The 26,668-nt window shown below is 60.8% G+C and carries 27 protein-coding genes; 7 read left to right on the top strand and 20 right to left on the bottom strand.

What is annotated here, in order from left to right; all coding sequences use genetic code 11:
• Nucleotides 1–129 precede the first annotated feature (129 nt).
• Nucleotides 130–1,080: a TauD/TfdA family dioxygenase gene (locus tag ASU23_RS07560; RefSeq protein WP_058037646.1), complete on the bottom strand. Its 951-nt coding sequence runs from the start codon at nucleotides 1,078–1,080 to the stop codon at nucleotides 130–132.
• Nucleotides 1,081–1,255: 175 nt separating this feature from the next.
• Between ASU23_RS07560 and ASU23_RS07555 the strand changes: the two genes are divergently transcribed.
• From ASU23_RS07555 to ASU23_RS07545, 3 genes are all read left to right on the top strand, one after another.
• Nucleotides 1,256–2,023 carry a MerR family transcriptional regulator gene (locus ASU23_RS07555; protein WP_058037645.1) on the top strand — a complete coding sequence of 256 codons (768 nt, stop codon included), beginning with the start codon at nucleotides 1,256–1,258 and terminating at the stop codon, nucleotides 2,021–2,023.
• Between the two features lie 78 nt (nucleotides 2,024–2,101).
• Entirely contained in the window at nucleotides 2,102–3,658 is a 1,557-nt protein-coding gene (locus tag ASU23_RS07550; RefSeq protein ID WP_058037891.1) for an alpha/beta fold hydrolase, read from the top strand.
• 92 nt (nucleotides 3,659–3,750) lie between these two features.
• Nucleotides 3,751–4,536, top strand: coding sequence for an IclR family transcriptional regulator (locus ASU23_RS07545; RefSeq protein WP_007732760.1), 786 nt, complete (start codon nucleotides 3,751–3,753; stop codon nucleotides 4,534–4,536).
• 5 nt (nucleotides 4,537–4,541) lie between these two features.
• Here ASU23_RS07545 and ASU23_RS07540 read toward each other — a convergent pair whose 3' ends face one another.
• From ASU23_RS07540 to ASU23_RS07475, 14 genes are all read right to left on the bottom strand, one after another.
• The gene (locus ASU23_RS07540; protein WP_007732761.1) at nucleotides 4,542–5,297 is read right to left on the bottom strand and encodes an SDR family oxidoreductase; all 756 of its coding nucleotides are present in this window, start codon (nucleotides 5,295–5,297) and stop codon (nucleotides 4,542–4,544) included.
• Entirely contained in the window at nucleotides 5,284–7,014 is a 1,731-nt protein-coding gene (locus ASU23_RS07535) for an IlvD/Edd family dehydratase (RefSeq protein WP_058037644.1), read from the bottom strand. The genes ASU23_RS07540 and ASU23_RS07535 overlap by 14 nt, the downstream gene beginning before the upstream one ends.
• Entirely contained in the window at nucleotides 7,007–7,900 is an 894-nt protein-coding gene (locus ASU23_RS07530) for a 3-keto-5-aminohexanoate cleavage protein (protein ID WP_007732764.1), read from the bottom strand. The genes ASU23_RS07535 and ASU23_RS07530 overlap by 8 nt, the downstream gene beginning before the upstream one ends.
• Nucleotides 7,897–8,526 carry a dihydroxyacetone kinase subunit DhaL gene (dhaL, locus tag ASU23_RS07525; RefSeq protein ID WP_007732765.1) on the bottom strand — a complete coding sequence of 210 codons (630 nt, stop codon included), beginning with the start codon at nucleotides 8,524–8,526 and terminating at the stop codon, nucleotides 7,897–7,899. The genes ASU23_RS07530 and dhaL overlap by 4 nt, the downstream gene beginning before the upstream one ends.
• Nucleotides 8,527–8,558: 32 nt before the next feature.
• Nucleotides 8,559–9,554, bottom strand: coding sequence for a dihydroxyacetone kinase subunit DhaK (locus ASU23_RS07520; RefSeq protein WP_042448479.1), 996 nt, complete (start codon nucleotides 9,552–9,554; stop codon nucleotides 8,559–8,561).
• Nucleotides 9,551–9,937, bottom strand: coding sequence for a hypothetical protein (locus ASU23_RS07515; protein WP_197686824.1), 387 nt, complete (start codon nucleotides 9,935–9,937; stop codon nucleotides 9,551–9,553). The genes ASU23_RS07520 and ASU23_RS07515 overlap by 4 nt, the downstream gene beginning before the upstream one ends.
• A gap of 47 nt (nucleotides 9,938–9,984) precedes the next feature.
• Nucleotides 9,985–10,341 (bottom strand): hypothetical protein, encoded by a 357-nt coding sequence (locus ASU23_RS07510; RefSeq protein ID WP_007732768.1) that lies wholly within the window; start codon nucleotides 10,339–10,341, stop codon nucleotides 9,985–9,987.
• Nucleotides 10,342–10,399: 58 nt separating this feature from the next.
• Nucleotides 10,400–11,320: a 3-keto-5-aminohexanoate cleavage protein gene (locus tag ASU23_RS07505; RefSeq protein ID WP_054187476.1), complete on the bottom strand. Its 921-nt coding sequence runs from the start codon at nucleotides 11,318–11,320 to the stop codon at nucleotides 10,400–10,402.
• A gap of 30 nt (nucleotides 11,321–11,350) precedes the next feature.
• Nucleotides 11,351–12,073, bottom strand: a complete 723-nt coding sequence (locus tag ASU23_RS07500; protein ID WP_253741247.1) for an SDR family NAD(P)-dependent oxidoreductase — start codon at nucleotides 12,071–12,073, stop codon at nucleotides 11,351–11,353.
• Between the two features lie 2 nt (nucleotides 12,074–12,075).
• Nucleotides 12,076–12,618, bottom strand: coding sequence for a VOC family protein (locus tag ASU23_RS07495; protein WP_042448493.1), 543 nt, complete (start codon nucleotides 12,616–12,618; stop codon nucleotides 12,076–12,078).
• Between the two features lie 137 nt (nucleotides 12,619–12,755).
• On the bottom strand, nucleotides 12,756–14,135 hold the full coding sequence (locus tag ASU23_RS07490; protein WP_007732774.1) for an MFS transporter: 1,380 nt from the start codon (nucleotides 14,133–14,135) through the stop codon (nucleotides 12,756–12,758).
• 205 nt (nucleotides 14,136–14,340) lie between these two features.
• Nucleotides 14,341–15,861: an AMP-binding protein gene (locus ASU23_RS07485; protein ID WP_058037643.1), complete on the bottom strand. Its 1,521-nt coding sequence runs from the start codon at nucleotides 15,859–15,861 to the stop codon at nucleotides 14,341–14,343.
• Between the two features lie 73 nt (nucleotides 15,862–15,934).
• Nucleotides 15,935–17,056, bottom strand: coding sequence for a DUF5938 domain-containing protein (locus ASU23_RS07480; protein WP_003940189.1), 1,122 nt, complete (start codon nucleotides 17,054–17,056; stop codon nucleotides 15,935–15,937).
• A 55-nt stretch (nucleotides 17,057–17,111) separates the two neighbouring features.
• Nucleotides 17,112–17,915 (bottom strand): SDR family NAD(P)-dependent oxidoreductase, encoded by an 804-nt coding sequence (locus ASU23_RS07475; RefSeq protein ID WP_007732778.1) that lies wholly within the window; start codon nucleotides 17,913–17,915, stop codon nucleotides 17,112–17,114.
• Nucleotides 17,916–18,258: 343 nt separating this feature from the next.
• Between ASU23_RS07475 and ASU23_RS07470 the strand changes: the two genes are divergently transcribed.
• Nucleotides 18,259–18,861, top strand: a complete 603-nt coding sequence (locus tag ASU23_RS07470; RefSeq protein WP_058037890.1) for a TetR/AcrR family transcriptional regulator — start codon at nucleotides 18,259–18,261, stop codon at nucleotides 18,859–18,861.
• On the opposite strand, the gene ASU23_RS07465 is transcribed toward ASU23_RS07470, so the two are convergent.
• Nucleotides 18,862–19,455 (bottom strand): TetR/AcrR family transcriptional regulator, encoded by a 594-nt coding sequence (locus tag ASU23_RS07465; protein ID WP_003940428.1) that lies wholly within the window; start codon nucleotides 19,453–19,455, stop codon nucleotides 18,862–18,864.
• A gap of 117 nt (nucleotides 19,456–19,572) precedes the next feature.
• Here ASU23_RS07465 and ASU23_RS07460 point away from each other — a divergent pair, with 117 nt between their 5' ends.
• The 3 genes from ASU23_RS07460 (at nucleotide 19,573) to ASU23_RS07450 (ending at nucleotide 22,442) form a co-directional block, all read left to right on the top strand.
• Nucleotides 19,573–20,334 (top strand): enoyl-CoA hydratase-related protein, encoded by a 762-nt coding sequence (locus ASU23_RS07460; RefSeq protein WP_003940058.1) that lies wholly within the window; start codon nucleotides 19,573–19,575, stop codon nucleotides 20,332–20,334.
• A gap of 241 nt (nucleotides 20,335–20,575) precedes the next feature.
• Entirely contained in the window at nucleotides 20,576–21,091 is a 516-nt protein-coding gene (locus ASU23_RS07455; RefSeq protein WP_058037642.1) for an OsmC family protein, read from the top strand.
• A gap of 37 nt (nucleotides 21,092–21,128) precedes the next feature.
• Complete coding sequence (locus tag ASU23_RS07450) at nucleotides 21,129–22,442, top strand: bifunctional o-acetylhomoserine/o-acetylserine sulfhydrylase (RefSeq protein WP_003939848.1); 1,314 nt, start codon at nucleotides 21,129–21,131, stop codon at nucleotides 22,440–22,442.
• A 64-nt stretch (nucleotides 22,443–22,506) separates the two neighbouring features.
• Here the strand turns inward: ASU23_RS07450 and bphC are convergent, their stop codons facing one another.
• The 4 genes from bphC to ASU23_RS07430 form a co-directional block, all read right to left on the bottom strand.
• A complete protein-coding gene (bphC, locus tag ASU23_RS07445; RefSeq protein ID WP_003940493.1) occupies nucleotides 22,507–23,427 on the bottom strand; it encodes a biphenyl-2,3-diol 1,2-dioxygenase in 921 nt (306 codons plus the stop codon).
• A gap of 35 nt (nucleotides 23,428–23,462) precedes the next feature.
• Entirely contained in the window at nucleotides 23,463–24,641 is a 1,179-nt protein-coding gene (locus ASU23_RS07440) for an acyl-CoA dehydrogenase family protein (protein WP_003940250.1), read from the bottom strand.
• Between the two features lie 171 nt (nucleotides 24,642–24,812).
• Nucleotides 24,813–25,682, bottom strand: a complete 870-nt coding sequence (locus ASU23_RS07435; protein ID WP_019745379.1) for an alpha/beta fold hydrolase — start codon at nucleotides 25,680–25,682, stop codon at nucleotides 24,813–24,815.
• Nucleotides 25,683–25,758: 76 nt separating this feature from the next.
• On the bottom strand, nucleotides 25,759–26,667 hold the full coding sequence (locus ASU23_RS07430; RefSeq protein WP_003940451.1) for an IclR family transcriptional regulator: 909 nt from the start codon (nucleotides 26,665–26,667) through the stop codon (nucleotides 25,759–25,761).
• Nucleotide 26,668 lies beyond the last annotated feature (1 nt).

Here is a 26,668-nt window from a genome sequence, read left to right as displayed (position 1 = left end):
AAGTCGTCGATACGAGTCACGCCGACTTTTATCGACGCCTTGTCGAAATCATATCGACAAGGCGTCGAAAAACTATGTGAGGTGCGTTACTACTTCCCGTAGTAGACACTCGAGGCGCTGAGCGTCGTATCAGCCCCCGACGCCCACCGGTCGATCCCCGACAATCGAGATTCGATCCATCACACGACGAGCCGGGAAGTAGTCACTGGCCGCGTAGTGCTGGCAGGTCCGATTGTCCCAGAAGGCAACAGTATTCGGCTCCCACTTCAAACGGACCTGAAATTCCGGACGATTGACGTGGCGATACAGCATCGTGAGAAGTTCGTTCGATTCTTCTTCTGACACACCCAAGATCCGTTGCGTGAAGGTCATGTTGACGAACAACACCCGCCTGCCACTTTCCGGAATGATCCGAACCACCGGATGCTGCACAGCGGGGAACTTCGGACGCAACATCTCGACCGCATCCACCGGCATCGACCTGCCGAACGAGTTGATCCAATCGTGTTCTGCAACAAGCGGGTCGATACGCTTCTTGATGTCTTCAGGAAGCAGATCGTAGGCAGCTGCAGTATCGGCCCACAAAGTGTCACCACCCACCTCCGGCACCTCGACCGCACGAAGAACTGCTGCGAACGAAGGAAACTCGTGCCACGTAACGTCGTTGTGCCAGTTGTTCTCGACTCCGCCGACCATCGCATCCTTCGCCAGTGCCGTGACATCGACGTCCGTCTGCCCGGGCTGCGTGTACTTGAAGAACGGATGCTGTTCGAGATCGCCCCAACGCTCGGCAAAAGCTCGATGTTCCGCTCGGTCGAGGTCCTGATCGCGGAAGAAGAGGACTTTCCATTCGAGGAGAGCTCGGCGGAGTTCCGCAATCACGGCATCAGACAGGCCCCCGCCGAGTCGAATACCGGAGATTTCCGCTCCGATCGTCGGCGCGACCGCCTTGACCGCAAAGTGTTCGTACGGTGCCGGAACTACCGACTCGGGATTCCGGCGAGCAACGAGTGGACCGTACGCAGCAAGCGGGTCGGTGGGGATCGGAAAGATTGTTGCCGCAGGAAAAAGGGTAGCCATCAGGGCACTTCCTCGAAATCGACGATGTCGTAAAGGACAAAAGTCAGATTAAGTCCGCCTCCTTAAAGTGTCAACGGTCACGTTCTCCGGCGCGAATCTTGACCCTGACGCCGCGTCAAGGTTGGAGAATGGTTTTCACAGACGGAATCCGATTCGATCACGGGAGGGCAGGGCGATGATGACCATCGGCGAGCTGGCCAAATTGGCCGGCACCACCGTCAGGTCCGTGCGCTACTACCACTCGAACGGCCTTCTCGAAGAACCACAACGCCAACCCAACGGCTACCGCACGTACCGGGCGGTGGACCTGGCACGACTGAGTCGCATCCGCCGCCTGCGCGATCTGGGGATTCCTGTTGCCAAGATCGCCGAACTACTCGACGGCGACGCTCACGACACTCGGTCTGCACTCGATGCCCTCGACAAGGAATTGGCGACGAAGGCCGAACAGATCGCTGTTCAGCGTGCGCACATCGAGTCGCTACGCCGCAATGCCGATCCTGAACTACCCGACGCGTTTTCGGAAGTGCTCGCACAGTACGTCGTTGCCGGTGCGCCGACAGCGTGGATCGACAACGAGCGTGAACTTCTGATCCTCGCACTCACGGTCTCCGGGGGCGATCCCGAGGTCTGCGATTCACTCCTGTCCGCCCATCGCCGGGTATTGGCCGAGCCGAACCGCGAGCAGGCCATCGAATTGATAACTCGCATGTATGCCCTCGCCGACGCACCGGCTGACGCGGACACGATTGCGGCCCTTGCCATTCAGTTCTGCGACTTCACCGAGCGCGTGCTACCCGAACAGGCTGCACCGGAGGACGCTTCCCCCACCCGGCTGGTAGCGGTACTGCGCGAACACCAAGCGGATCGACGAACCGTCACCCAGGAAAGATTCGCAAAGGCTGTGGCCGCGGAGTTCGCCGCCCGTCAATCCCGCCTCTGAAAAACCCTGATTAGCCCCCACATTCGAAGTGGGGTGACCAACACTGCCCGAAAATGGGCTCAACGCAAGGACACGACAATGACTGGATTCACCATGCCCAGATCACGCATGCCTCGATCACGAAGGTGGCTGGCTACCACAATCGCCGCTGCCGCACTCGCCGTACCTGCATTGGCGGCGTGCTCGGATCCTGCTACTCCGCAGGAAGATCCACAATCGAATCTCAGCGCGTTCTACGAACAGGATCTCGAGTGGGGGCCATGCGCCACAGACACCGGAACGTCGACCGCAAGTGAATGCGCCATGGTCACAGTACCTTTGGACTATTCCGCCCCCGACGGCAAGACGATCGAAGTGGCGATCTCGCGGGTCGCATCCACCGACCCCGCACAGCGACGCGGGATCCTGCTCACCAACCCCGGCGGCCCGGGCGGCCGAGGACTGGGATTGCCCGAGATTCTGAATGCGGGCATGACACCGGAAGTCGCAGCGGCATACGACGTCATCGGCACGGACACCCGAGGACTCGGCAAGAGCACACCGATCGACTGCGGCGTCGAACAGATGACATGGATGCGGTCGCCGGGCACCACGGACGAGGGATGGAACGAGAGTGTTGCGCTCGCACGCGAGGCCGCTGACACATGCTGGGACAAGTACCCGGACTATCTGCCGCACATCAATACTCAAAACATCGCCCGCGACCTCGACGTGATTCGTGGCGCCCTCGACCAGGAGAAGGCGTCGTACTTCGGGTGGTCGTACGGCACATACCTCGGTGCAACCTATGCTCAAATGTTCCCGGACAGGATCGACCGTGTGGTTCTCGACAGTGCACCGGATCCGAAGAAATACGGATACGAGATGTTCCAGGACATGGGCCCGGCCAACGAGAAAGCGATCGACGGATTCTCGCAGTGGGCAGCAGAACACAACTCCACCTATGCACTCGGATCGACGCCCGCCGAAGTTCGCGCCCTCATCGAGAAGCTGATCTCGGACGCGGCCACCACTCCGATACAGATCGGTGATCATGCCGTCGACGATCACGTCCTTCCATTCCTGATGTACGTCAACGGAACCGGCGACACCGAAAAGGAAAGCGAGGCATTCGCACAGGTATTGGTTCAGTTGCGCGATCTCGCCGCAGGCAAGACCGTCGAGAACATCCATCCCCAGCTGACGGGATTGATGCAGGCATGGTTCCAGACCGAACTGGGAACCGGTCCTGACTATGCCGGGACAATCGCCATCGTCTGCGGAGACGTATCGATGCCGAGCGATCCCGAGTGGTACCGCAACAAGTTGGAGGAGCACCGTGATGATCAGCCGATCTTTGCCGGCACACACAACACGATCATGCCGTGCGCGTTCTGGCGCAGTGAGGCCACTACGCGGATCGACATCGACAACAACGTTCCGGCATTGCAGATCCAGGCAACCGGTGGCACCCGCACGACGTACGACGAAGGCCTCGGCATGCATGAAGCGATGAAAGGCTCACGGCTCGTGACAGTTCCAGGCCGCACTCATGCGGTGTTCCCGGGCTACGCGAATACTTGCGCGAACGCCGCCGTCAACTCGTACCTGCTCGACGGCTCACTGCCGGCCGAAGACGTGGTGTGCGAGTCGTGACGATTTCCGGCGATCCCATCACCGGAAGACCTGCGTGATCTGATGCGCGATTGCCCCTCGACAATCTCGCATCAGGCAGACAGAATAGTTCGGTGAGTCCCATTCATCGGGCCGATGGCGAGGTTTCCGCAATTGGTCGTTCCACCGAGATACTGAAGACTTTTCGTGACAGCTCAGGCGTTCTCAGCGCAGCAGCGCTTGTTCGACGGACAGGCATGGCCAAAACAACGGTGTATCGAATGGTCGACGATCTCGTCCGAGTCGGGTTGCTCGAACGGCAAGGAACCAATTACCGCTTGGGTCTCCTCCTGTTCGAGATCGGCGAATCTGTTCCACGGCAGCGAAACCTCCGCGAAGCAGCGCGGCGCCACCTTTCGGCCTTGCGTGAAGCAACGGGACACAACGTGGGACTCGCTGTATTGGACGGTTTCGACGTGGTTTACCTTGATGTCTTCCGTGGCGACGACGGACCACGCCTTCCGCAGCAAATTGGTGGTCGGTGGCCTGCACACGCAAGTTGTTCCGGCAAAGCAGTATTGGCGTTCACCAACTCTGGGGATTTCACGATGCCCACTGTCCTCGAAGCACACACCGAGAACACCATCACCGATCCCGAACTCTTCCACCGAGAACTGGATCGTGTTCGCAAGCGTGGTGTCGCCTTCGACCGCCAGGAAGCATTTCCCCGGATCGTCGGCGCCGCAGCACCAATATTCGGCCCGGACGAAGGCGTCCTCGGCGCAATCTCCATTTCCGGTATGGCAGGCCGAATAAATCTGACCCGTATCGACGCGGCGGTGCGGACGACGGCAATCGCCATCTCACGTGATCTCTCGAGTGCCCAGTCCGTCGTCCGCCCTGTCCTACAACGACGCTGATGCCGTCAACCGCGCCCGACGTACGGCATCCGGTTTGCCATGATCGTCAGAGTCGGGACATTCACGTCGAGTGGTAGATCTATCAGTTGCACAACGGTGTTCGCGACATGACGAGGATCGAATGTCGGCTCGGGCCTGGTGGTGCCGTCAGCTTGTCTTGCCGAGTGGCCGATTCCGGCCGTCATGTCAGTTGCCGCATTGCCGATGTCGATTTGACTGCAACAGATGTCGAACTCTCGGCCGTCGAGAGAGATCGACTTCGTCAAACCTGACACACCGTGTTTGGTCGCCGTGTAGGCGGCACTGTCGGGCCGGGGCGTGTGAGCGGAGAGCGACCCGTTGTTGATGATCCGGCCTCCTCTCGGATCCTGTGTTTTCATGATACGAATCGCTTCACGCGCACAAAGGAATACGCCGGTGAGATTGGCTGCGACTGTCGCGTTCCACGCTTCAGGATCGATCTCGTCCACACTCCCCGACGGCCCGAATGTCCCTGCGTTGTTGACAAGCACATCGAGTCTGCCGAAACGCTCAGTCACGGATGTGAACAACCGGTGAACCGATTCGGGCGAGGACACATCAGCGGGAATTACCACTGCGCGCTCGTGACCCCCACCTGTCGCTTCCAAGCTCACGCTGTTTCGACCAGCCAATACAACGTGGTGTCCTGCATCGAGTAGACCTCTGGCCATTGCGCGGCCGAGTCCCGACCCTGCACCGGTCACGACCACGACTCGGCCGACACGCTCAGTGATTGTCACCGTGTACCTCCGTTCCACGCCTGCCCACCAGGAAATCGAAATCGACTCCGCGGTCGGCCTGCATCACATGATCCACGAACAGTCGTTGATACCCACTCGTACTCTTTTGTACGCGTGGCGGCAACGCCTCGAGACGCCTGGCCAGCTCGTCGTCGTCGACGAGTACACGCAAGACCCCACGAGCAACATCCAACTCGATCAAATCACCATCCCTGACCGCGCCGAGAGGCCCACCGGCATCCGCTTCGGGCGCAACGTGCAAAACGACTGTGCCGAAGGCTGTTCCGCTCATTCGCGCATCAGAGATCCTGACCATGTCTCGTACACCCCGCTCGAGCAGCCTTCGAGGGAGTGGCAGATTACCTACTTCTGGCATACCCGGAAACCCCTTCGGTCCAGCGCCGGTGAGGACGATGACGTCGTCGGCCTCGATGTCGAGATCCGGCGAGTCGACGCGCGCCGTGAAGTCGTCCATTCCGTGAAACACGACCGCACGGCCCACGTGGCTGAGCAACTCCGGCGACGCCGCAGATGGCTTGATCACTGCACCGTTCGGCGCGAGATTGCCGGTCAATACCGCTATGCCGGCTTGCTCCAGCAACGGTGCCGCCGTGCTACGAATTACGTCGTCGTCCCAAATTGTTTCGCCGGAGTTGTTCTCACCGAGAGTCTTTCCGGTAACCGTGGCGGCATCCAGATGGAGGATGTCTCCGAGCTCGGCGATCACCGCAGGCAGTCCGCCTGCGTAGAAGAAATCCTCCATCAAATAGGTACCCGAAGGCATGAGGTTGACCAGCAGGGGAACGTCACGACTCTGCTCCCCGAAATCGCTGAGCTCGAGGGGAATTTCCAGCCTCCCGGCGATGGCAAGCAAGTGCACCACAGCGTTGGTGGACCCACCGATAGCCGTGTTCACCTTGATCGCATTCTCGAATGAATTTCGGTCGACGACCGAAGACATCGTCAGGTTCTCGGCCACCATCTCCACGATTCTCACGCCGCTGTCGCGTGCAAGTACACGTCGCCGTGAATCCACTGCCGGGATCGCAGCGTTACCGGGGAGCGTGAGGCCCAAAGTCTCGACAAGCGACGCCATCGTCGACGCGGTGCCCATAGTGTTGCAGTGACCGGGCGATCGAGACATAGCCGATTCCGCTGCTCTGAACTCACATTCACTCATGCATCCGGCTCGCACTGCTTCACTCATCTCGAACACCGAGGTTCCAGATCCGACAGTCTTACCTTGATGGCGGCCGTTCAACATGGGCCCACCGGATACGACAATGGTGGGAAGGTCACAACTGGCTGCGCCCATCACCAGCGCCGGGGTGGTTTTGTCGCAGCCGCAGAGCAGTACGACGCCGTCGATCGGATTGGCTCGAATCGACTCCTCCACATCCATACTGACGAGGTTCCGATAGAGCATCGTGGTGGGGCGGATGATCGTCTCACCCAATGACATCACCGGAAACTCAACTGGAAATCCGCCTGCTTCGATGACTCCCAGTCGCACCTGCTCGGCCAGATCTCTGAAGTGAGCGTTGCACGGCGCGAGCTCGGAATACGTGTTACAGATACCGATAACCGGTCGGCCGTCGAACATCCGATCAGGGATACCCTGGTTCTTCATCCACGAGCGGTGGATGAATGCATTGAGATCATTGCCTCCGAACCAATCCTGCGAGCGAAGTGTTCTACTCGTCGGTGTTTTACTCATCCGAACCCTCCAAACCAAGGATTGCCCTTGCCTCCCCAGGTGTTGCAGGCTGCATTCCGAGTCGCTGGACGATGTCGATGATGTTCTCCACCAAACGAACGTTCTCGGCCGGCTCTCCATTCGCGAGAAACGGATAGTCTTCGATTCCCACACGCACGTGCCCTCCGAGCAGGAGTGCATGAGTCAGACCACGCAGTTGATCTGGCCCGCTGATGCTCACGGAGAAGACCGATTTCTCCGGTAGGTGTTCCACCATCTGCTGCAAGATCTGCGGGGAGTACGGCATCGCATTCTGAAAAGTTCGATCAAGTCCCAGTACAAGATTGACGAGGTGCGGGCCAGGCTGCCCTTCGGTCAACGTACGTATCTCCTGGAGCAGATGTGACGGGCTGAAGGCCTCCCACTCAGGTTTGATTCCTAGTTTGCGCATTGACGCTGCCAGTTCGGCGGCACGACTGGGCGGCGTGTCCATCAGTACCTCACCGACCGGTGAGGTCACATAGGCCGTGATGGCATCGAGCGTGCATGTGTCTGCGCCGCCATGCAGGCCCTGGAGCCTCGCGTCCCAGTCCACGATGCGCGCACCGTCACTGCGAACACTCACCATGTCACCGTTGACTCCGCCGCCGGTCGAGTTGTTGATCACGATGTCGCAGCTTTGGCGGACAAGCGTATTCATCTGCCGATAGATTGCGGCATCACAGGTCGCTTGATCGTCCGGTCGTCGAGCATGAAGTGCTGCCACGCTGGCTCCAGCACTGTGGCAGCGTGCCACATCCGCCGCAATCTGCTCAGGCTGAGTCGGAATGAACGGATTGTCGGCAACAGTGAGGAAGCCACCCGTCGGGGCAACTGTGACGATGACCTTGTCTCGCAGATCGCTCATGCCGGAACGCTCCTGTAGCTGGATGCGGCGAAGAACATGGCAATCGCCGATGCCCCCGGGTCCTCGACGCCCCTGGCGTGTTCTCCCACGTAGGTCGCGCGTCCGCGGCGGGCGAGCATCGCGCGAGTCGATTCGGCGCCGAGCCTCGCAGCCGTGGCCGCAGAGTTCAAGGCAGCGGACAAGGTTGCCCCGCTGACTGCCGCCTCGGTCAATGCGCTGGTTGCGGGGACCATGGCGTCGACCATGGTCTTGTGACCCACCTGGGCATTGCCGAGACGCTGCACCGCAGCTGTCGCCGTACCCAAGGCAGAAGCCAAGTCTGTTGCGGTCACTTCAACTCCAGAGACTGCTCCGATCCGGCCGAACCATAGACCGAGAAGTGGTCCGCTTGTCCCACCGATGTCGAGAAACGCATCCGACGTACGGGCGAACACTTCACCAGGACTGGTCGGCGGGTCGGAACGAAGTCGTTGCACCGCACTTCGCAGGCCCGTCCGCAGATTCATTCCGAAATCGCCGTCTCCGACAAGCCGGTCCAAATCTGTGAGGGAATCGAATTGATCTTCGGCGGCATCGGCAAATCGATCGATCCACGCCCGAGTGTCCCCGACGCTCAACATTGTCATCATGAAACTCTTTTCAGTAGTGCATATTCGAGTTACCAAGCGAGTGCGGGAGTGCGTACCGTTGCATCCCAGAGATCCAGAAACTCCTCGGTCGAACGGAGAAGGGTGATAGAGAGCCCGTGCATATCCAATGCAGTGACGAAAGAACCTGCAATCACACGATCCAAACCGATACCGGCATCCTCGAGGAAAGACTTTAATTCTGCAGTGGCAATGGATAATTCGAGTCCATGGGTTGCCCCTAGCCCATTCACTATCGCTATCACACCGTCCCCGCGCTCAACCCCGACAGCATCGAGGATCGGCTCCGACAACTGCGCCACGAGTTCGGCGGCAGGAACCGTCGGACGCGTCTCACGTCCACGCTCGCCATGGATTCCGATGCCGAACTCCATCTCCCCCGGCGCCAGTTCGAAGGACGGACGATCCTGTCCGGGAGCCGTGCACGAGCGGAAAGCTGCACCCAACGTCGCCGACGCCGCCACCACCCGGCGCCCCAGGTCAGCGATCTCGGAAAGCGCCCAGTGCCGTTCCGCGGCCGCCCCACAAATCTTCTCCACGGCAATTACCGCAGCGGTACCACGACGTCCAGGTCCACCCTCGTCTGCAGTCGTCGTCGCGAGGTCGTCGTCGACCATCACGATCTCCACTTGCCGCTCAGTTCCGAGTAACTCGGCCGCGATCGAGAAATTCAGTTTGTCTCCGGTGTAGTTCTTCACGATGAGAAGTGCACCCCGTCCGGTCTCGACAGCATTGACCGCAGCGCGGATCTGAAAGGCTGTGGGACTGGCGAAGACCGACCCAGGAACTGCGGCGTCCAACATGCCGGATCCGACGAACTCCGCGTGTAACGGCTCATGCCCGGCCCCGCCACCTGAGACCAACACAACTTTGTCTCGGGCGACACCCGCGCGAGTCACAAACAACGGATCTCGGTGGTAGGAGAGCATTTCCGGGTGCAGGATCTGAAGTCCTTCGAGCGCTTCGCGGACTACATCCTCGGGCCGGTTGACCACATGGCCGATCATGACGAACTCTCGGACGCCGACATTGGGCCGACAGGGAAGCGAACCGCAAACGCACTCACACACGTGCGAACGTTGTCACCGACCCGTATCCCAGCCTCCGCTGCAGGCTCGTTGACATACGAAACAGTTCCGTTGTGCCACATATCCATTCCATTGCTGATCTCGGCAGAGTCGTGACTGACCGCTACGCCGGCAAGTCCCGAATCTCCCATGCGGACGATTCCGATGATCCCCGCGTTGTCCTTGCCGATTCCGGCATCGTTCAGCACCGCCAACGCACAGCCCGTCGCAATCGCCATCCGCCCTGACTCTTGACCGCCGTTGGATGCCGCAACGACGATGCGGTCGCGGTCCGACCGTTCGATCTGCGACATACTGTCCATGACGACAATCTGTCTACCGTTCTCCACACCGACAATGTTCCGAAACATCAGTCGACGCTCCTCTCTATCAGTGCCAGCACTTCTTCGGAAACGCGGCTGCCCACACGCACACCCGCTGCGACTGCAGTCGGATTGGCATACGTCACGATGCCGCACTCCCACACGTCGTTGCCATCTCCAATACGCGAACTCTCGTGTCCGACTGCAATGCCGACGATCTTCTGGGCGTCGATCGCAGCCAAACCTGCGATTCCGGCCTTGTTCTTCCCTATGCCGGCGTCATTGCACACCACAACACGAACCCCGAACCCGACGGCGTACTCTCCAGCACTCGTCCCTCCGTGTGATCCGGTCACGATCACATCACCGGCCTGAGCCGAGGAAGCAAACGCAATCGAATCCATGATCCACACTCTCGTTCCGTTAGAGGAATGAACCAAAGTAGGTTCGGCACCTTCGGTTTCAACTACTCGCATGGACATCCACCCCTAGAATTCGACGTGCCTGATCAGGAGTTGCGGGTTCACGCCCGTACCGCCGAGCGATCGAAACAACTTCGGCGACCAGATCAGGTGTGGAGGGGTATCCCAGTTCTTCGTAGTGGTAGTCACCGGCACCGATTGCTACATGGCCCCCGCGCTTGATCGACTCCTCCGCTGCTGCAAGAACATTGCCTCGGTAGGCCGAGACGATCCACTCCACTGGAAGATCAGCCGGCAGGAGGTCCAGTTGCGCACGTAGCCCTGCTGCTGTCGCCGGATGTGCAGCCGGAAACTCGTCACCACCGAGAATGAAAGCGATCACCAATGGTGACGACGGATTCCGCACCCTTGCGTGGGCGAAGATCGCGCGCGTCCAACTCACGTTGAATGACGTCTGATACGGCACCAGACCCAATTCACTAGCGCGCGAGAGTAATTCGATCTGTGTTCGAGTGTCGTTGACGAAGACCCTGGAATCGGTTGCGAACAAGCCTGTCGTCGCATCGATCAAGTCCATCGCCGCACAGCCCATGTCGACGACCAAGAAGTCCGAACGTCGTTTCGGATCACTTTGGTTCGGGGCAAGATTCGACAGCCGCTCGTCTATCGTGTAGCCGGGAACATTGGCCATCGACGGCGCAAGCAGCAGATTCGATACCGCCCGAACCCGCTCGACGATCTCTCCGTAGGTCGCCGCCGAGTGATCCACGCCGCCGTCCACGGCTCGACCGTGAAAATGCATCAACGACGCCCCCGCATCCTCACAAGCGAGGGCAGTGTCGGCTATTTCGCTGGGCGTCCACGGAATGTGGGGATTGGGTGCGCGCATGGTGTTCTCGTTGACGTGCACTCCGATGATTACCGGTTTCTCCGTTGTACTGGACGTTGCCTCAAGAGTCATGTCGCTCCTTCGGAAGATTCCAACCGGCTGTCATCGACTGACCTCCGTCGACTGTCCACGTCTGACCGTCACGAAACCGGCGCCGGGACCAGCGACAAAGGTCACGACTTCGGCAATCTCAGCCGGCTCCGCGTAACGGCTCAACGGGATCGATTGCAAGATGGCGCTCTGCATTTCAGGGCTCTGGGCCCGACTTGCAAGCGGTGTCCGCGTCGAACCCGGTGCAACACAATTGACTCGGATCCCCTCGCCGGCGAGCTCGATCGCGAGTTGTGTGGTCAACGCGACCACGCCACCTTTCGATGCGGAATACGCAGCACGGTCTACGCTGCCGCGTAGGCCGGAAACCGAGGCAATTGTCACCACGGATCCGCCGCCATCTGCGGCGAGCAGATCCACGAACTCCCTGACCACCGCAAACGTGGAAACGAGGTTCAGCTCGAGGGTTCGCCTGAATCGATCGGGTGTGGTGTGCCGGATCGGCGCGTTGTCCGCGGTTCCCGCCGAGGTCACAACCGTGTCGACACGACCGAACAGCTCTTCGGCGACGTCGCGAAGCCGTCGGATGTCTCCCTCATCGGTGACATCCACTCGAACGCCGACCGTCCGTGTATCTGGTTCTGGCGCAGTGTCTCCGGATGTATGCGACAGGTCGGCAGAGATGACATGCCAACCCAAGTCGGCGAATCGTTTGCACGTTGCCAGGCCGATCCCGGATGCGCCACCAGTGACGATCGCTACCTTCCTACTCACGACTACAGCACCTTCCTCATGTCGCGAATGGGATTCGACCCGTCCCACTCCTTCGATGCAGCCTCGACTGCGCGAAACAGATCGCCCTTCCTTCCGCTGACCTCCGAGACTTCGATGACTGTTCCCGGATACGGGCCGTCCTCGTAGTAAACGAATCGCTCGTCCGGTGCGCCACTACCGGATCTACCACTCTGCAATTCGACGAGCCCTCGGTTCTTGGATTCCTCCACATATCGATCGAAATCCGTTGTCCAGTAGGCAACATGTTGAAGTCCTTCGAGCCCTCGATCGGCGAACTCGCGAAATGCCGACGGCTCATCGTTGTGTTGTTGAATCAGCTCGATCTGCGCGCTTCCGCTGTGCGCGAGCGCCACACTGAATCGAGGCGCACTCGACTTGCCACGGAAGACGAAGTCGTTCAACGGTTGGTCCTCCACGAAGAAGAAGGGGCCAACGCCGACAACGTCGATCCAATGCTTCAGCGCGCTGTCGATGTCGTTGACCACAAAACCCAATTGGCGCAAAGGCCCGAAGTATCTACTCACGAAGTCCTCGTTTGTTCGTTGCCGACGAAACCACGGTCGACGACTGTGATCCTGATACGTGATGATGTCCTGCGCATGCTCGCCTGAAGAATGAAGAATTCCCGTTGATCGGGAATCTTCCGGGGCCGAGACTCGGCTCAAGCCTGTTCAGGTGCAACCAAGGTTCCGGCGTCGCGCTCCGCCCGGTAATCCAGTGTCAGTTGGTCGTTGGCCTTGTCGGCCTTTCTGGTAATCACCTTGAGCAGCAGCACGATCAATGCTGCCGTCGCCAGCACCGCGGAGTACACCCCGATTGCCGGTGTGAAACTGTTGGTCGCATCCTTGATCCAGCCGGTGACCTGTGGACCGAAATAGCCTCCGAGGTTACCCATTCCGTTGATGACACCGAAACCTGCCGCCAAGGCAGCGCCGGTAAGGAAGCTCGAAGGCATGGTGATGAAGATGCTCATCGAACTGTAGAGACCGATCCCGGCGATGCAGAATCCGAAGATAGCGACAACCGGTGTGGTGAAGAACAGCGCAGCAATAGCAAATCCGAGTGCTGCGACCGATGCGGCGATGGCGAAGTGCACGGGGCGCTCTCCGGCGCGGTCCGAATGGCGCGTCCACCAGATCATCGGTCCGATCGCAATCAGTGCAGGTAGTGCGGCAACCCATCCGATCTGATTGGTGCTCATCCCGAATTGCGCGTAAATCTGCGGCATCCAAATCTGGAAACCGTTGAGGCTGAAGGTGAAACAAATGAACACGGAGATCAACACCAGTACTCGTGGGTGCACGAGTCCCTGGAGGAAGCTGTGCTTACCGACGACCGCTTCGCGCTCTTGCGCCTCGGACTCGAGCGTATCGGTGAGCCAACCGCGTTCTTCCTCGGAGAGGAACTCCGCCTCCGAAGGCTTGTCCCGCAGAACCTTGTAGATCACAAACGCCATGACCACAGCGGGGACGCCGGTGAGAATGAAAACCCATCGCCATCCGGAAAGCCCGAGAAAGCCGTCGATAGCCATCAGGTGTGTGGTGATCGGAGTACCCAGGCCGGAGATACAGATGAAGGTCACGATCCACGCCATTGCTTTGCCTCGATCCCGATTCGGGAACCACTTCGAGACGAAGAACAGCATGCCGGGCGAAAAGCCGGCTTCGGCAATACCCAACAGGAATCGTGCTGCCACCAATCCGCTGGCACCCTGAACGAACGCGGTTCCGATGGTGACCACGCCCCACGTGATCATGATTCGTGTGATCCAGCGCCGCGCACCGACCTTTGTGAGGATGTAGTTGCTCGGGGGTTCGCAGATCGTGTAACTCCAGAAATAGATTCCGGCCGCAAACCCGAACATCGAGGCCGATATTCCGAGTTCTTTGTTCATCGTCAATGCTGCAACGCCGATGTTCAATCGGTCGAGATACAGGACGATGTATGCCAATCCGATGACCGGCATGAAGCGGAGCATGACCTTCCGGACGGTCCTGGCCGGAAGGGGAAGTTGCTCGGTGACTGTTCTTTCGTGACGCATGATTCACCTCGTACTCATTCGAACACATCATTGTGATGGCTGACACAGAGACGATGCGGGTCGCGATTCGAACTTCACAGACACGATTCCCGATGATCGGTACTCGATTCGTGAGCAATCGACCAGCCGGGGTGACAAGAAAGCGGAGTGCCTGTCGGTTTCGACAGGCACTCCGTGCGGTGAAAAATAGGCGTCCCGAGGGTATTCAGCCAGTCAGCTCGCTCTTGATCTCGTTCTTGAGAACTTTGCCGACCTTGGAGCGAGGTAGATCGTCCCAGACGATGACTTGCTTCGGAGTCTTCACACTTCCGATGCGAGCCTTCACGAAAGCCATCACCTCGGCGCCGTCGATGTCGGCGCCGAGGTGCGGTTGCACCACTGCCACAACGCGTTCGCCCCACTTGTCGTCCGGCAACCCGATCACTCCGCAGTCCTGAATCCCCGGATACGCCATGAGTGCCTGCTCCACCTCGACCGAATAGACGTTGAAACCGCCGGTGATGATCATGTCCTTCGCACGGTCGACGATGAACAGGAAATTGTCGTCGTCCAGGTACCCGATATCGCCGGTGTGATGCCAGCCGTGGGCTGACGCTTCCGCGGTTGCGTCGGGGTTCTTGTAATAACCCGCCATCACCAACGAACTGCGAATCACCACCTCACCACGCTCGCCACGTCCGAGCAGCGCGCCTTTGTCATCCATGATCCCGACGGTCACCAGCGGCGACGGTCGACCCGCCGACGAAAGTCGTGACGTTGCGACAGTGCCGTCCGAGCCGAAGTGCTCCTTCGGTGACATCGTCGAGATCATCATGGGGGCTTCACTCTGCCCGAACAGCTGAGCCATGACCGGGCCGATCTTGTCGATCGCCTCCGCGAGTCTGGTCGGGGAGATCGGCGCCGCTCCGTACCAGAAGCATTGCAGCGAGCTGAGATCCGTGGCCGACAGGGCCTCGTGCTCGAGCAGCATGTAGATGAGCGTCGGCGGCAGGAAGGTGTGAGTCACCTTGTGCTTCTGAACGTTCGCGAGGAAGTACCCGAGATCGGGCTTCGGCATGATCACCACTTCGCCGCCGAGGGCCATGATCGGGAAGCACAGAACACCGGCGGCGTGAGTCAACGGTGCCAGCGCCAGATACACCGGGCGCCCCTCGAACGGATAACTCATCAAAGTGATTGCGGTCATCGTCTCGATGTTGTGCCCGGTCAACATCACTCCCTTTGGCCGTCCAGTTGTACCACCGGTGCCGACCAGCATGGTGACGTCGTCGGGCGCCGCGGCGTCGAGTTCTTCTTCCCCGAGCCAGCTTTCGAGGGACTGTGCCGAGTCCCATTCGCCGTCGATGCAGACGAGCGTCACCAACTGGGGAAGCGCATCCTTGATCTGGTCGACTAGCGGCGCATAGGACTTCTGGAAGAACAGAGCGCGACAATCGAACAAATCCAACAGGTCTCGGTTTTCCGCAGCTTCGTTGCGAGGGTTGATCGGGCACCAGACTGCACCAGCCCTACTGATACCGAATACGCAGGAGAACGAGATCGGGTCGTTGCCGGACAGAATCGCGACCTTTTCGCCCGGCGCGATGCCCGAAGCCGCGAGCGAAGCTGCGAAGCGTCGGCTGAACTGTTGCACCTCGCCGTAGGAGAGAGTGCGCTCCCCCATCGTCAAACACGGTGCGGTGGAACCAAGAGAGGCTCCCTTGTCGAGATAGTCGGTCAAACGCATGGGGAGCCTCCAGGGCGGGGCTCCCGGCGCGCTACACGCCGGGAGCCGTGAACATGATGACGAGGGCGACGAGTTAGGCGTTGATGGTTACTTCCGGCTCCAGAGCCAGCCCGAAACTACGTAGCGCGCCGAGCAGTTCGCGATGGCCGAACGCCTGGCAAGCCGAGGCAAGCCCGGTCCGCTTCGGCGCCTGCTGGAGCAGAGAATGCGCTGCATAGGCGTGTAGGAGGCCCGTCTGCTTGTAGTTACAGTTTCCGTGGATCACGACGTGCGAGCGACCCAGCGGGCCCGACGCGTAGACGGAGTCGAGTGAGGTGTTGATGCGCGGATTTTCACGAGGGGGCATACCGGCCTGAACCGATCCGGCGATCTCGGCCAAGGCGGCTTCCTGCTCGTCGGCGGGCAGGGTCTTGATCTGCTCCTCCACGATCTTCTGCGTCGCGACAACGCCTTCCATCACGGTGCGGTCGAACACTCCGCCCGCAGCCTTGACGTTGGAAACTCGCGGATCGTTCTTGAACCACACCGGGTGGCATGTTCCGCCCCACGGCAATGCAAGCGCAGTTTCGTGCTGGCCCGGAACGACGACGTCGAAAGTCTGGCCGGGCGCCCACTGCACGTACTTGTTCTGCTCGAGGTAGTACCAGTTTGCCTTGAGGATGGTGAAGATCGTCTGAGTGGACGCGTAGGTGGGAAATCCCTTCCACAGCACGAGGATGTCGAGCGTATCGAGGCCCGGCGTTTCCAGTGCGATATTGGCCGCGATCTCACCGGTGGTGTACATCTGCGCGATACCGGGCGAGAGGAGCAGGCCCTTCTCCTGGTACTTGTCGCTGAACTTCTCCTGGACGTCGAGTACCCAGTCCTGCTCACCGGTTGTGTCCATGTAGTGGCAACCGGCATTCAACGCGGCCTCGACGACGGTGCCGCCGAGCTTGATGAACGGCCCGACCATGTTGCTGACAACCTGTGCACCGGTGAACAGTTCGGTGAGCGCCTCGACGGTGTGCTCGACCTCGACGACCTCGTGATCGACGGTGTCTAATCCGGGGATCTTGTCGAGGACCTCTTGGATGCGAGCGGCGTCGCGGCCGGCTGCGATGAACGGGATGTTGAACTCGCGCAGGTATTCACACACCAGACGGCCGGTGTACCCGGAGACGCCGTAAACGATGACGGGCTTCTTTTCGGACATGTTCGTGGAACCTTTCGAAGACGTGAGAAGGGTGTACGTACGAATGAAGGGCGAGTTACATGCCCATGCCACCGTCGACCGGTAGGCCGATTCCGGTGATGAATCGCGCGGCGTCGGAGGACAAGAACACAACGGCGTCAGCCATGTCGTTCACTTCACCGAGGCGGCCGAGCGGGGTGAGGCCGATGACGTCTCCGACTGCTGCTTCGGCGCTGGGCCAGAGACCGAGCTTCTCCATGTCCGCCGCGAGTCCGAGACCCATCTCCGTGGCGACAAGACCCGGGTAGATGCAGTTGACGCGGACTCCGTAGCCGAGCTTGCCCGACTCGGCGGCGGCAACTCTGGTGAAGCGATCGACCGCGGACTTGGTCGCGGAGTATCCACTGATCCCGGGAAACGGAATGGTTGCGGCCACTGAAGAGATGTTGATGACGGAACCGCCGGTTCCGGCTACGCCACCCGGACGCATGCTGCGCAGTCCGTGTTTGGTTCCGAGCGCTGTTCCGAGGATGTTGACCTCACACATACGGCGGATGTCGTTCGGATCGAGGTCGACCACCAGCGAGGAAATCTCGATGCCTGCGTTGTTGACGAGGATGTCGAAGCCGCCGAGAGTCTCCGCGGTGGCGGCGACTGCCTCTTCCCAGTTGGCGTCGTCGGTGACGTCCAGCTTTACGAAGCCGGTTTTGACTCCGCCCGAACCAACAGCCTCTGCGGTGGCACGACCCTCGTCTTCGAGAACGTCGCCGATCATCACTGACGCCCCCGCCTTAGCCAACGCCTCAGCCATTCCGGCTCCGAGCCCCTTGGCACCACCTGTGACCAGTGCTTTTCGTCCCTCGAGATCAAACACGCTCATTTTCGACTGCCTCCATGACTGAAACGACTCTCGCGATGCCACCGTTCACAGCGACGCTGCCAAGTGGTGTGAGTCACAGAGTATTCAACTTTGGACGAGTGTCAAGAGAAATCTTGACGACTGTCAAGATTTTGTTACACGTTCGTCAAAGACCAGGGGTTACACTGATTCGGACGCGGTGATCGTGCCGCTGTGGAAACCGCAGGGAACAGGACGTGCCATCGTGACCACGACAGTCGAGAAGCCTAGTGAGGCAGGGAAAAAGGCTGCACCTAGCTCCCCGGACCAGCAGTCCGACTCTGCCAAGCGGTCCGACTCCGCCAAGCGGTCCAACGCAGACAAGGTGTCGCGTCGCCAGGTCGACAAATTCTCCGAGCGACGTGATCAACTCGCCGAGGCCGCACTGCAAACCCTGGCCGAATTGGGCTACGCACGCACGAGCCTGCGCGAAATCGCCCAGAATTCGGAGTTCTCCCACGGCGTCCTGCACTACTACTTCAGCGACAAGGTCGATCTCATCACCCACTGCGTGCGCCACTACAAGGCACGCTGCGTCACCCGCTACGACGGCATCGTCGCCACCGCGAAGACACCGGAGGAACTGAAAACCGGTTTCGGCGCACTGCTCGCCGAGACCATGATCGAAGAACCCACGATGCACCGCCTCTGGTACGACCTGCGCGCGCAGTCGATGTTCGAGGAGTCGTTCCGAGCCGACGTCGCCGCGATCGACGAGAGTCTCGAAAACATGATCTGGCGCATTGTTTCTCGCTACGCCGAGCTTCTCGACGTAGAGGCATCGGTCACCTCGGCGGCGATGTACGCAATCTTCGACGGCCTGTTCCAGCAGAGCCTGCTGCGCCATCTGTCCGGCGATCAGACTGCCGCAAACTATCTTTCGGTGAGCGTCCAGCAGATGCTGCCTCTGGTAGTGCCCACTTCCTGATCAGCGAGCAGCGATGCCTTCCGCGACGTACCTGGCTCCGCGATCGAATTCTCCGACCACGTCGTAATCGGCGTCTTGCCGCCAGAAGCGGACCAACGCTCCGTACGTACCACCGATCATCTGTGCGAGAAAGAGCGGCGGGTAGTCCGATCTCACTTCGCCGGCTTCGATACCGGCAGTGACGATCCGGAGAAGTTCCACGTGGAACCGATGATCGTGGGCCGCCCCCGCTCCGGAGGAGGCGAAGTCGCGCTCGAGTTCTGCAGTCACCATGCGCAGATAGCGCGGATGCATGATCGCTTGCTGCGCAAAGTCCTGAAAAATCCGGGAGATCCGATCAGAAGTCGGCATCGGCGATTCCATGAGCTGATCCACCAGTGCCGCAAGCTGATCGAGATGATCACTGTGCAGCGCCTCGAGAACCGAGTCCTTGCCCTGGAAGTAATTGAAGAAGGTGGCTCGCGACACCTCGGCTCGCTCGGCGATGTCGTCGACGGTCGTGCTGGCGAAACCCTGCGCCGAGAACAGAATTCGAGCAGCCGAGAGCAACCTGTCGTTGGTATCGCGCTTGTTCTGTTCTCGTTTGGAAATCACGTCGACCTGCCCTTCTCCGCCTCAGAACACAGTCTTCGCCACAGTCCGGAATGTGTCCAATGTCCGTCCCGTCAGGTGACGCACCTCCGCCTCCGATAGGTGGACTACAGTCCAATTATGTCGACTGTTTCCACCGAACGCCATGACCGCGTTCTCATCGTCAGGATCGAACGCGAAGAACGCCGTAACGCGATCAACCGTGAGACTGCCGAGGGAATCGAAGCCGCGCTGAATCTTCTCGACGACGACCCTGATCTGTGGGTCGGCATCATCACCGGAACCCCCAACATCTTTTGCGCCGGAACCGATATCCGAGAGCGGGCCGACCTTCGCATGCCTCGCGGCGGTGAGTACGGCGTCATTCGGCGCCGGCGGAACAAGCCCCTGATCGCTGCAGTCGAGGGCTACGCGCTTGGTGGCGGTTTCGAAATCGCACTGGCCTGCGATCTGATCGTCGCCTCTGCCACAGCGCAATTCGGCCTTCCCGAAACCAAACGCGGTCTGGTTGCGACGTCCGGCGCACTCTTTCGGGCTCCTCGCGCGCTTCCGATCAACGTCGCCCGTGAACTCTTGATCACCGGCCGCACACTCGATCCCGAACGGGCAAAGGACCTCGGTGTCGTCAATGCAGTCACTGCCCCTGGTAAGGCACTCGACGAGGCACTGGTGATGGCAGCGGAGATCTGCGAGTCCTCCCCCACCTCCGTGAGTCTGAGTCTGAAGGCCATCGAGGCTCTCTACGCCGACGCCGACGCCGACGGATGGAAGGTCACCGACGACGCCAAGGACGCAGTGTTGCGCTCTCCGGACATCGCCGAAGGACTCGACGCTTTCGCCACTCGTCGGACACCCCGGTGGAGCGGACTGCCGCCCGCATGACAGACCACAATCCGAGACAGATTTCCTATACGTCTGGTCGGAAAGGGTATGAACCGGTTACAGTCTCTCCTGTGACGGGAATCGGCGCATACGAGACGGGCACGCTGCTGACGCGGCGGCGCCATGTCGACTTTGCGCATGTCTGTACATCCGGGTGTCCGATCTACTGATCGGACCTACGACGTGAGCGCCGCTCACGTCGATACTCGTATGTACACCCAGATCAGGGGACATTTCTGTCATGACCACCGCCTCCATCTCACACCTGAGTTCGGTCGTAGCAGCCAACGCCGACGCCATCGACAAAGACGCCAGCAAAGCGCACGTCGTATTCAAGGCTTCCGCCCAGGCGCACGACGCCGTTGCCAGCACCATTTCTCTCGGTAAGTACAGCGTCGAGGTCGACGAGCCGGCGGCCCTCGGCGGCGAGAACACCGCAGCCAATCCTGTCGAGTACTACCTTGCTTCCCTGCTCTCCTGCCAGGTGGTCACCTACCGCGTCTGGGCGGACAAACTCGGTATCGCTCTCGACGACATCTCGGCCAGAGCCGAAGGTGACCTCGACGTTCGTGGATTCTTCGGCTTCGACGACGCCGTCCGTCCGGGATTCTCCGAGGTCCGCGTGGTCGTCACCCTGACCGGCCCCGAAACCCGCGAGCGCTACCTGGAACTGCAGGAAACGGTCGACGCACACTGCCCCGTACTCGATCTCACCCGCAATCCCGTCCCAGTGCATACAGTCGTCGAAACCGCCTGACCCGCACCAACCCACCTTCACCACGGAGTATGAATTCATGAGCGAGAACACCCCCGTCGATACCGATCCGACCGCCGATTGGTCGTTCGAAACCAAGCAGGTCCACGCCGGACAGGGCCCGGACAGCGCCACCAACGCTCGGGCGCTTCCGATCTACCAGACCACCAGCTACGTCTTCGACAACACCGACCATGCGGCGGCGCTCTTCGGCCTCGCCGAGCCGGGCAACATCTACACCCGCATCATGAACCCGACGCAGGACGCCGTCGAGCAGCGCATCGCCGCCCTCGAAGGCGGAGTCGCGGCTCTGCTGGTTGCGTCCGGTCAGGCCGCCGAATCCTTCGCGATCCTCAACCTCGCCGAGGCCGGGGACCACATCGTCTCAAGCCCTCGCCTGTACGGCGGCACGTACAACCTCTTCCACTACACGCTGCCCAAGCTCGGTATCACCGTCGACTTCGTCGAGGACCCGGACAACCTCGATCACTGGCGTGAGGCAATCCGTCCGAACACCAAGGCGTTCTACGGCGAAACCATCTCCAACCCCAAGAACGACGTGTTCGACATCCCCGGCATCAGCGCAGTCGCCCATGAGCACGGCATCCCACTGATCGTGGACAACACGGTCGCAACTCCGTATCTCATTCAGCCGCTGAAGCACGGCGCCGACATCGTCGTCCACTCCGCCACCAAATACCTTGGCGGACACGGCACCGCGATCGCCGGCGTCATCGTCGACGGTGGCACCTTCGACTGGACCCAGGGACGCCACACCAACTTCACGACCCCCGACCCCAGCTACCACGGCGTCACCTTTGCCGATCTCGGTGCACCCGCCTACGCCCTCAAGGCACGCGTTCAGCTTCTGCGCGACCTCGGCTCGGCCATCGCACCGTTCAACGCCTTCCTCATCTCGCAGGGTATCGAGACACTGAGCCTGCGCATCGAGCGCCACGTGTCCAACGCCCAGAAGGTCGCGGAATTCCTCGAGGGCCGCGCCGAGGTCACGTCGGTCGCGTACGCCGGACTGGAATCCTCGCCCTGGCACGAGCGCGGAAAGCAGCTGGCTCCCAAGGGAACCGGCGCCATCGTCGCGTTCGAGCTCGCCGGTGGAGTCGACGCAGGCAAGAAGTTCGTCAACGCCCTGACGCTGCACAGCCACGTCGCCAACATCGGTGACGTTCGCTCACTCGTCATCCACCCCGCGTCGACGACGCACTCGCAGCTCACCCCCGAGGAGCAGCTCGCTTCGGGCGTCACGCCGGGGCTCGTCCGCCTCGCGGTCGGCATCGAAGGGATCGACGACATTCTCGCCGACCTCGAAACCGGTTTGGCCGCAGCAGCTTCCTGATCTATCGCACGAAAAAGCTCGGCCCCGATATGCATTGGGACCGAGCTTTTTCGTTGCGTAAGAGCTAGCTCTTGGGAGTGAACGCGGCCAGCGGTTCACTCTCGGACCAGTCATGGCCCCAGTAGCTGTCGGCCGTGATTTCCTCAGCGGTGTAGAAGGCTTCGTCAACAAGCATGCCTTCGCAACCGAACTCCAGATCCCATCCACCCGGTGCGCGCACGTAGAACGACACCATCTTGTCGTTCGTGTGGCGACCCAACGTCGAGGAGATCGAGAAGCCGAGCTTGGCAACACGATCGAGAGCCTGACCGACGGCGTCGAGAGTCTCGGCTTCCATCATCAGGTGCACGAGACCGGGCTCGTCAACCGGCGGCGCCGGGCACAACGCCAGGCTGTGGTGGCGCTGGTTGACACCCATGAAGCGAACGCGGCGAGCCGGCGGCGGCGCATCGATACCGCCGAGACGGATGGAACCGCGCGGGAGGAATCCGAGCACCTCGGTGTAGAAGGTGTATGCCTCGTCGAAACGCGTAACCGGAAGCACCACATGGCCGAGGCCCTGATCGCCGGTGACGAAACGGCCGCCGTGCGGGGTGACCAACGGGCTGTGGTCGAGTACCGGTCCGAAGAAGACCTCGACTCGGTTGCCGTTGGGATCGTCGAATGCGATGACCTGCTCGGCATCGCGGTAGCTGGCGTCGACCTCGGAAAGAACCTCGACCTCGACTCCGGCCTTCTCCACTGCTTCACGAACACGCTGGAGCGCGAACTGATCTCGCACTTCCCAGCCCACTGCGAGAGCCTTGTCCGTCTCACCGGGCAGGACGATCAGTCGCGCACGACGCTCGTCCAGGCGCAAGTAGAGGCCGTCGGCTTCCGGGCCACTACCGACCGCGAGGCCGAGTCCGTCGACCACGAGCTCGCGCCAGCGAGCCACGTCCTGCGTTTGGATCCTGAGATACCCCAGGCCCCGAATTTCAGTCATGCCTAACCGTCCTTGCTTCGAAAGTATTTGTGGGACTAGATCATCGAGCGGTGGATACCCTGCGGTTCGCCGCCGAGCTGCGAGAGCGTCGACGCATGGAAAATGGAACCGGGTACATGGATCGCGTGCGCGAGACCGGCATGAGCATCACGCCAGAACCGCTGCATCGGCGTGTTCAACTGCAAAGCCCCACCACCGGAACGAGCAAAGATCTCGTCCACCGCCCGCACCGCCCGCCACGCCGCAGCAGTCTGCGTACGCCGACCGATCGCACGAAGCTCGAACGAAACTTCCTGCCCCTTCTCGGTCATGTCCCAAAAACGATCCACCGTCTCCAAGATCGCAGCCCGAGAAGCAGCGATCTCGGCCGCCGCCTCACCGATCGCGAACAGCACGTACGGATCTTCCTTGATCGGAACACCACTGACCGTCACCCGCTCACGCTGCGCCGCCATGTTGCACGCCAACGCACCTTCGGCGATACCGATCAACGACGAAGTGATCCCCAACGGGAAAATGCACGAGAACGGGAACTTGTACAACGTCTCCGTACGACCCGCTTCCTTCCACGCCGTCCCGTCGTACACCTTTCCGGCGTCGATCGTGCGGTACGTCGGCAGGAATGCGTCCTTGACGATCAGATCCTTCGACCCGGTTCCGCGCAGGCCCACGACATTCCAGCTGTCCTGGTCGATGTCGTAATCGGAGCGCGGCAGCAGTACGTGCAGGTGCTTCGGCGGCATCAACGGCTTACCGGACTCGTCACCGACCATCGCGCCGATCATGATCCAGTCACAATGATCGGTACCGGAGGAGAACGACCAACGACCGTTGAGGATGTACCCACCCTCGACCGGCCTCGCCACGCCCATCGGCGCATACGGCGACGCCATCCACGTATCAGGATCGGTTCCCCACACCTCTTCCTGAGCCTTGCGGTCGAAGAACGCAAGCTCCCACGGATGAACACCGACGATGCCGCTGACCCAGCCCGTGGCACCATCCATCGCGCCGATAGCCATTGCCGTCTCGGCGAATTCACGCGGATGCGCCTCGAGGCCTCCGAACTCCTTCGGCTGGAACATCCGGATGACGCCGGAGTCGCGCAAACGCTTCGCGCTGCCGTCCGTCAAGCGCATCAGCTTGTCGCCCTCGACCCCGTCGGCGCGGATCTCGTCGGCGAACTGTGAGATGTTGTCCAGAACCTGACCCATGATTTTTCCGGCTTTCTGGTTTCGCTACCCGGCGAGTGCCTGGGCAGAATGAAAATCTGTTGGTGAAACGGTGGCAGGTAGCCCACCGAAGTGCAGAAACGCTTCCCGGTGAGTGGGAGCACCCCTGTGCGCCTTTTTGGTAGTGGGGGCTACCAAAAAGGCGCACCGTCCTTACTTGCCTTCTGGACGCGTCAGAAATGCCAGCACGGACGCGACCCAGGCGTCGCGAGCTTCGATCATCGTCCAGTGTCCGCAGTTGGGGAAGATGTGAACTTCGCCGTTGGGGATGTCGCGCATCGGCAGAATCGCCATGTCCACGGGGCTGACGCGGTCATCGCGTCCCCAGGTCAACAGCGTCGGCGCCTTGATCTTGTTCAGCTGCGCCCAGTACGGCACGGCGGTCGACGCAGCGGCAGCCGCGCCCATGGCGGCCATGGCCTTGCTGCTGTACATACGACGGGCGATCTCGAGCGTCGTCGGCTCGGTGGCCAGGGCCCAACGCTCTTCGATGAGCTGCTCGGTGACGACGGCGCGGTCGAAGACCATCGAATGCAACCAGCGGACCAGAGCTTCGCGGGTGGGGTTGTCGGTGAACTCCATGAGGAGTTTGATGCCTTCACCGGGGCCCGGCGAGAAGGTGTTCTTTCCCATGCCGCCGATGGTGACGAGCTTGCTCACCCGGTGCGGCTCGTCGATCGCGACCTTGGTGGCGACGATGCCGCCCATGGAGTTACCGATCATGTGGACCGGGCCGAGGCCGAGGCCGTCGAGGAACATCCCGACCGACGCCTGCGCCATCATCATCGGATGGTCGGGGCCGGGATCGCTGACGCCGAATCCGGGAAACTCGAGAACGTAGCAGTGGAAGTGCTCCGCGAAGTCCGCGAGAACGCCGCGGTAGTTACGCCAACCGGTGACGCCGGGGCCCGATCCGTGCAGCAGCAGGAGCGGCGGGCCGTCGCCGGCTTCGTGGTACCGGAGCACACCGAGATCGGTCTGCAGTTCCTTCAGAGTTCCCTCGTAGCTCAGTTCAGTCGTCATGGTCCGAACGGTGCCATCAGTACCGCTGAGCTGCTATGACTCGTCCCGATCAGCGAGACAAGTCGATCAAAATACGTCAGATCCAGTGGTCGGACGACGCTGCCAGCAGGCGATCCATCGTCTCCGCCGAGAACGTATTGGTCGGAACGGGAGGCGTTTTGCGGCCGCGGCGAGGAGCACCCAGTTCGGGGTACAGCGTCCGTGAGACCTCGCGAGCCGCGTCGACGACCAGCGGAGCAACTCGCTCGAGCTGAGCGGTCCGCATGTCACCACACAACGCGATGCTGCCGACGGGACCCTCGTGTCCGCGAATTGCCGAAGCCACACAAGCGACTCCACGCGCCGACTCCCCGCGTTCGAAGGCCAGTCCCCGACGCTGACGGATGCGGTTCAGTTCCTGGTGGAGCACAGCGACGTCGGTGATCGTGTTCTCGGTACAGCGGGGAAGAGAAGACCCGAACAGAGCGTCGACGCGCTCAGGGTCGATCCACGCCAGCATCGCCTTGCCACCAGCCGTCGAATGAGCGAGCACTCTGCCGCCGACGCGGGACGGGAGCGCCGCGGCGAATCGTCCGCCGACCTTGTCGAGATAGACGCTCTCGCGTCCGTCGAGCACCGACAGGTGAACGACCATGCCGGTCTGCAGGTGCAGTTCGTGCAGAAGCGGTGCAGCGGCTTCGCGGATCTGGCTGTGGCCGCCGTCGCCACCACCGAGGCCGAGCGCGCGACGCCCGAGGCAGTAGCCGAACGATGCGTGATCGACCCAGTCCAGCTTGACCAGCTGATCGAGAATGCGGTGGACCGTGGAGCGCGGCAACTGAGTACGGCACGCGACCTCTTCCAGCGTCAGCCGCGCGGCGCGGCCGTCGAAGGCGTCGAGAATCAGTGTCATCCGCTCGACCATCGACGGCGGCAGATCCTTCTTGGGTTGCCCACCGGCAGTCTGGACGGTGGACAGTGTGTCGTTCATGTCAACAATGGTCATG

It is taken from the genome of Rhodococcus sp. KB6, assembly GCF_001445685.1.
GTDB lineage: Bacteria > Actinomycetota > Actinomycetes > Mycobacteriales > Mycobacteriaceae > Rhodococcus_F > Rhodococcus_F qingshengii.
This window is presented reverse-complemented; position numbering and strand designations above follow the sequence as displayed.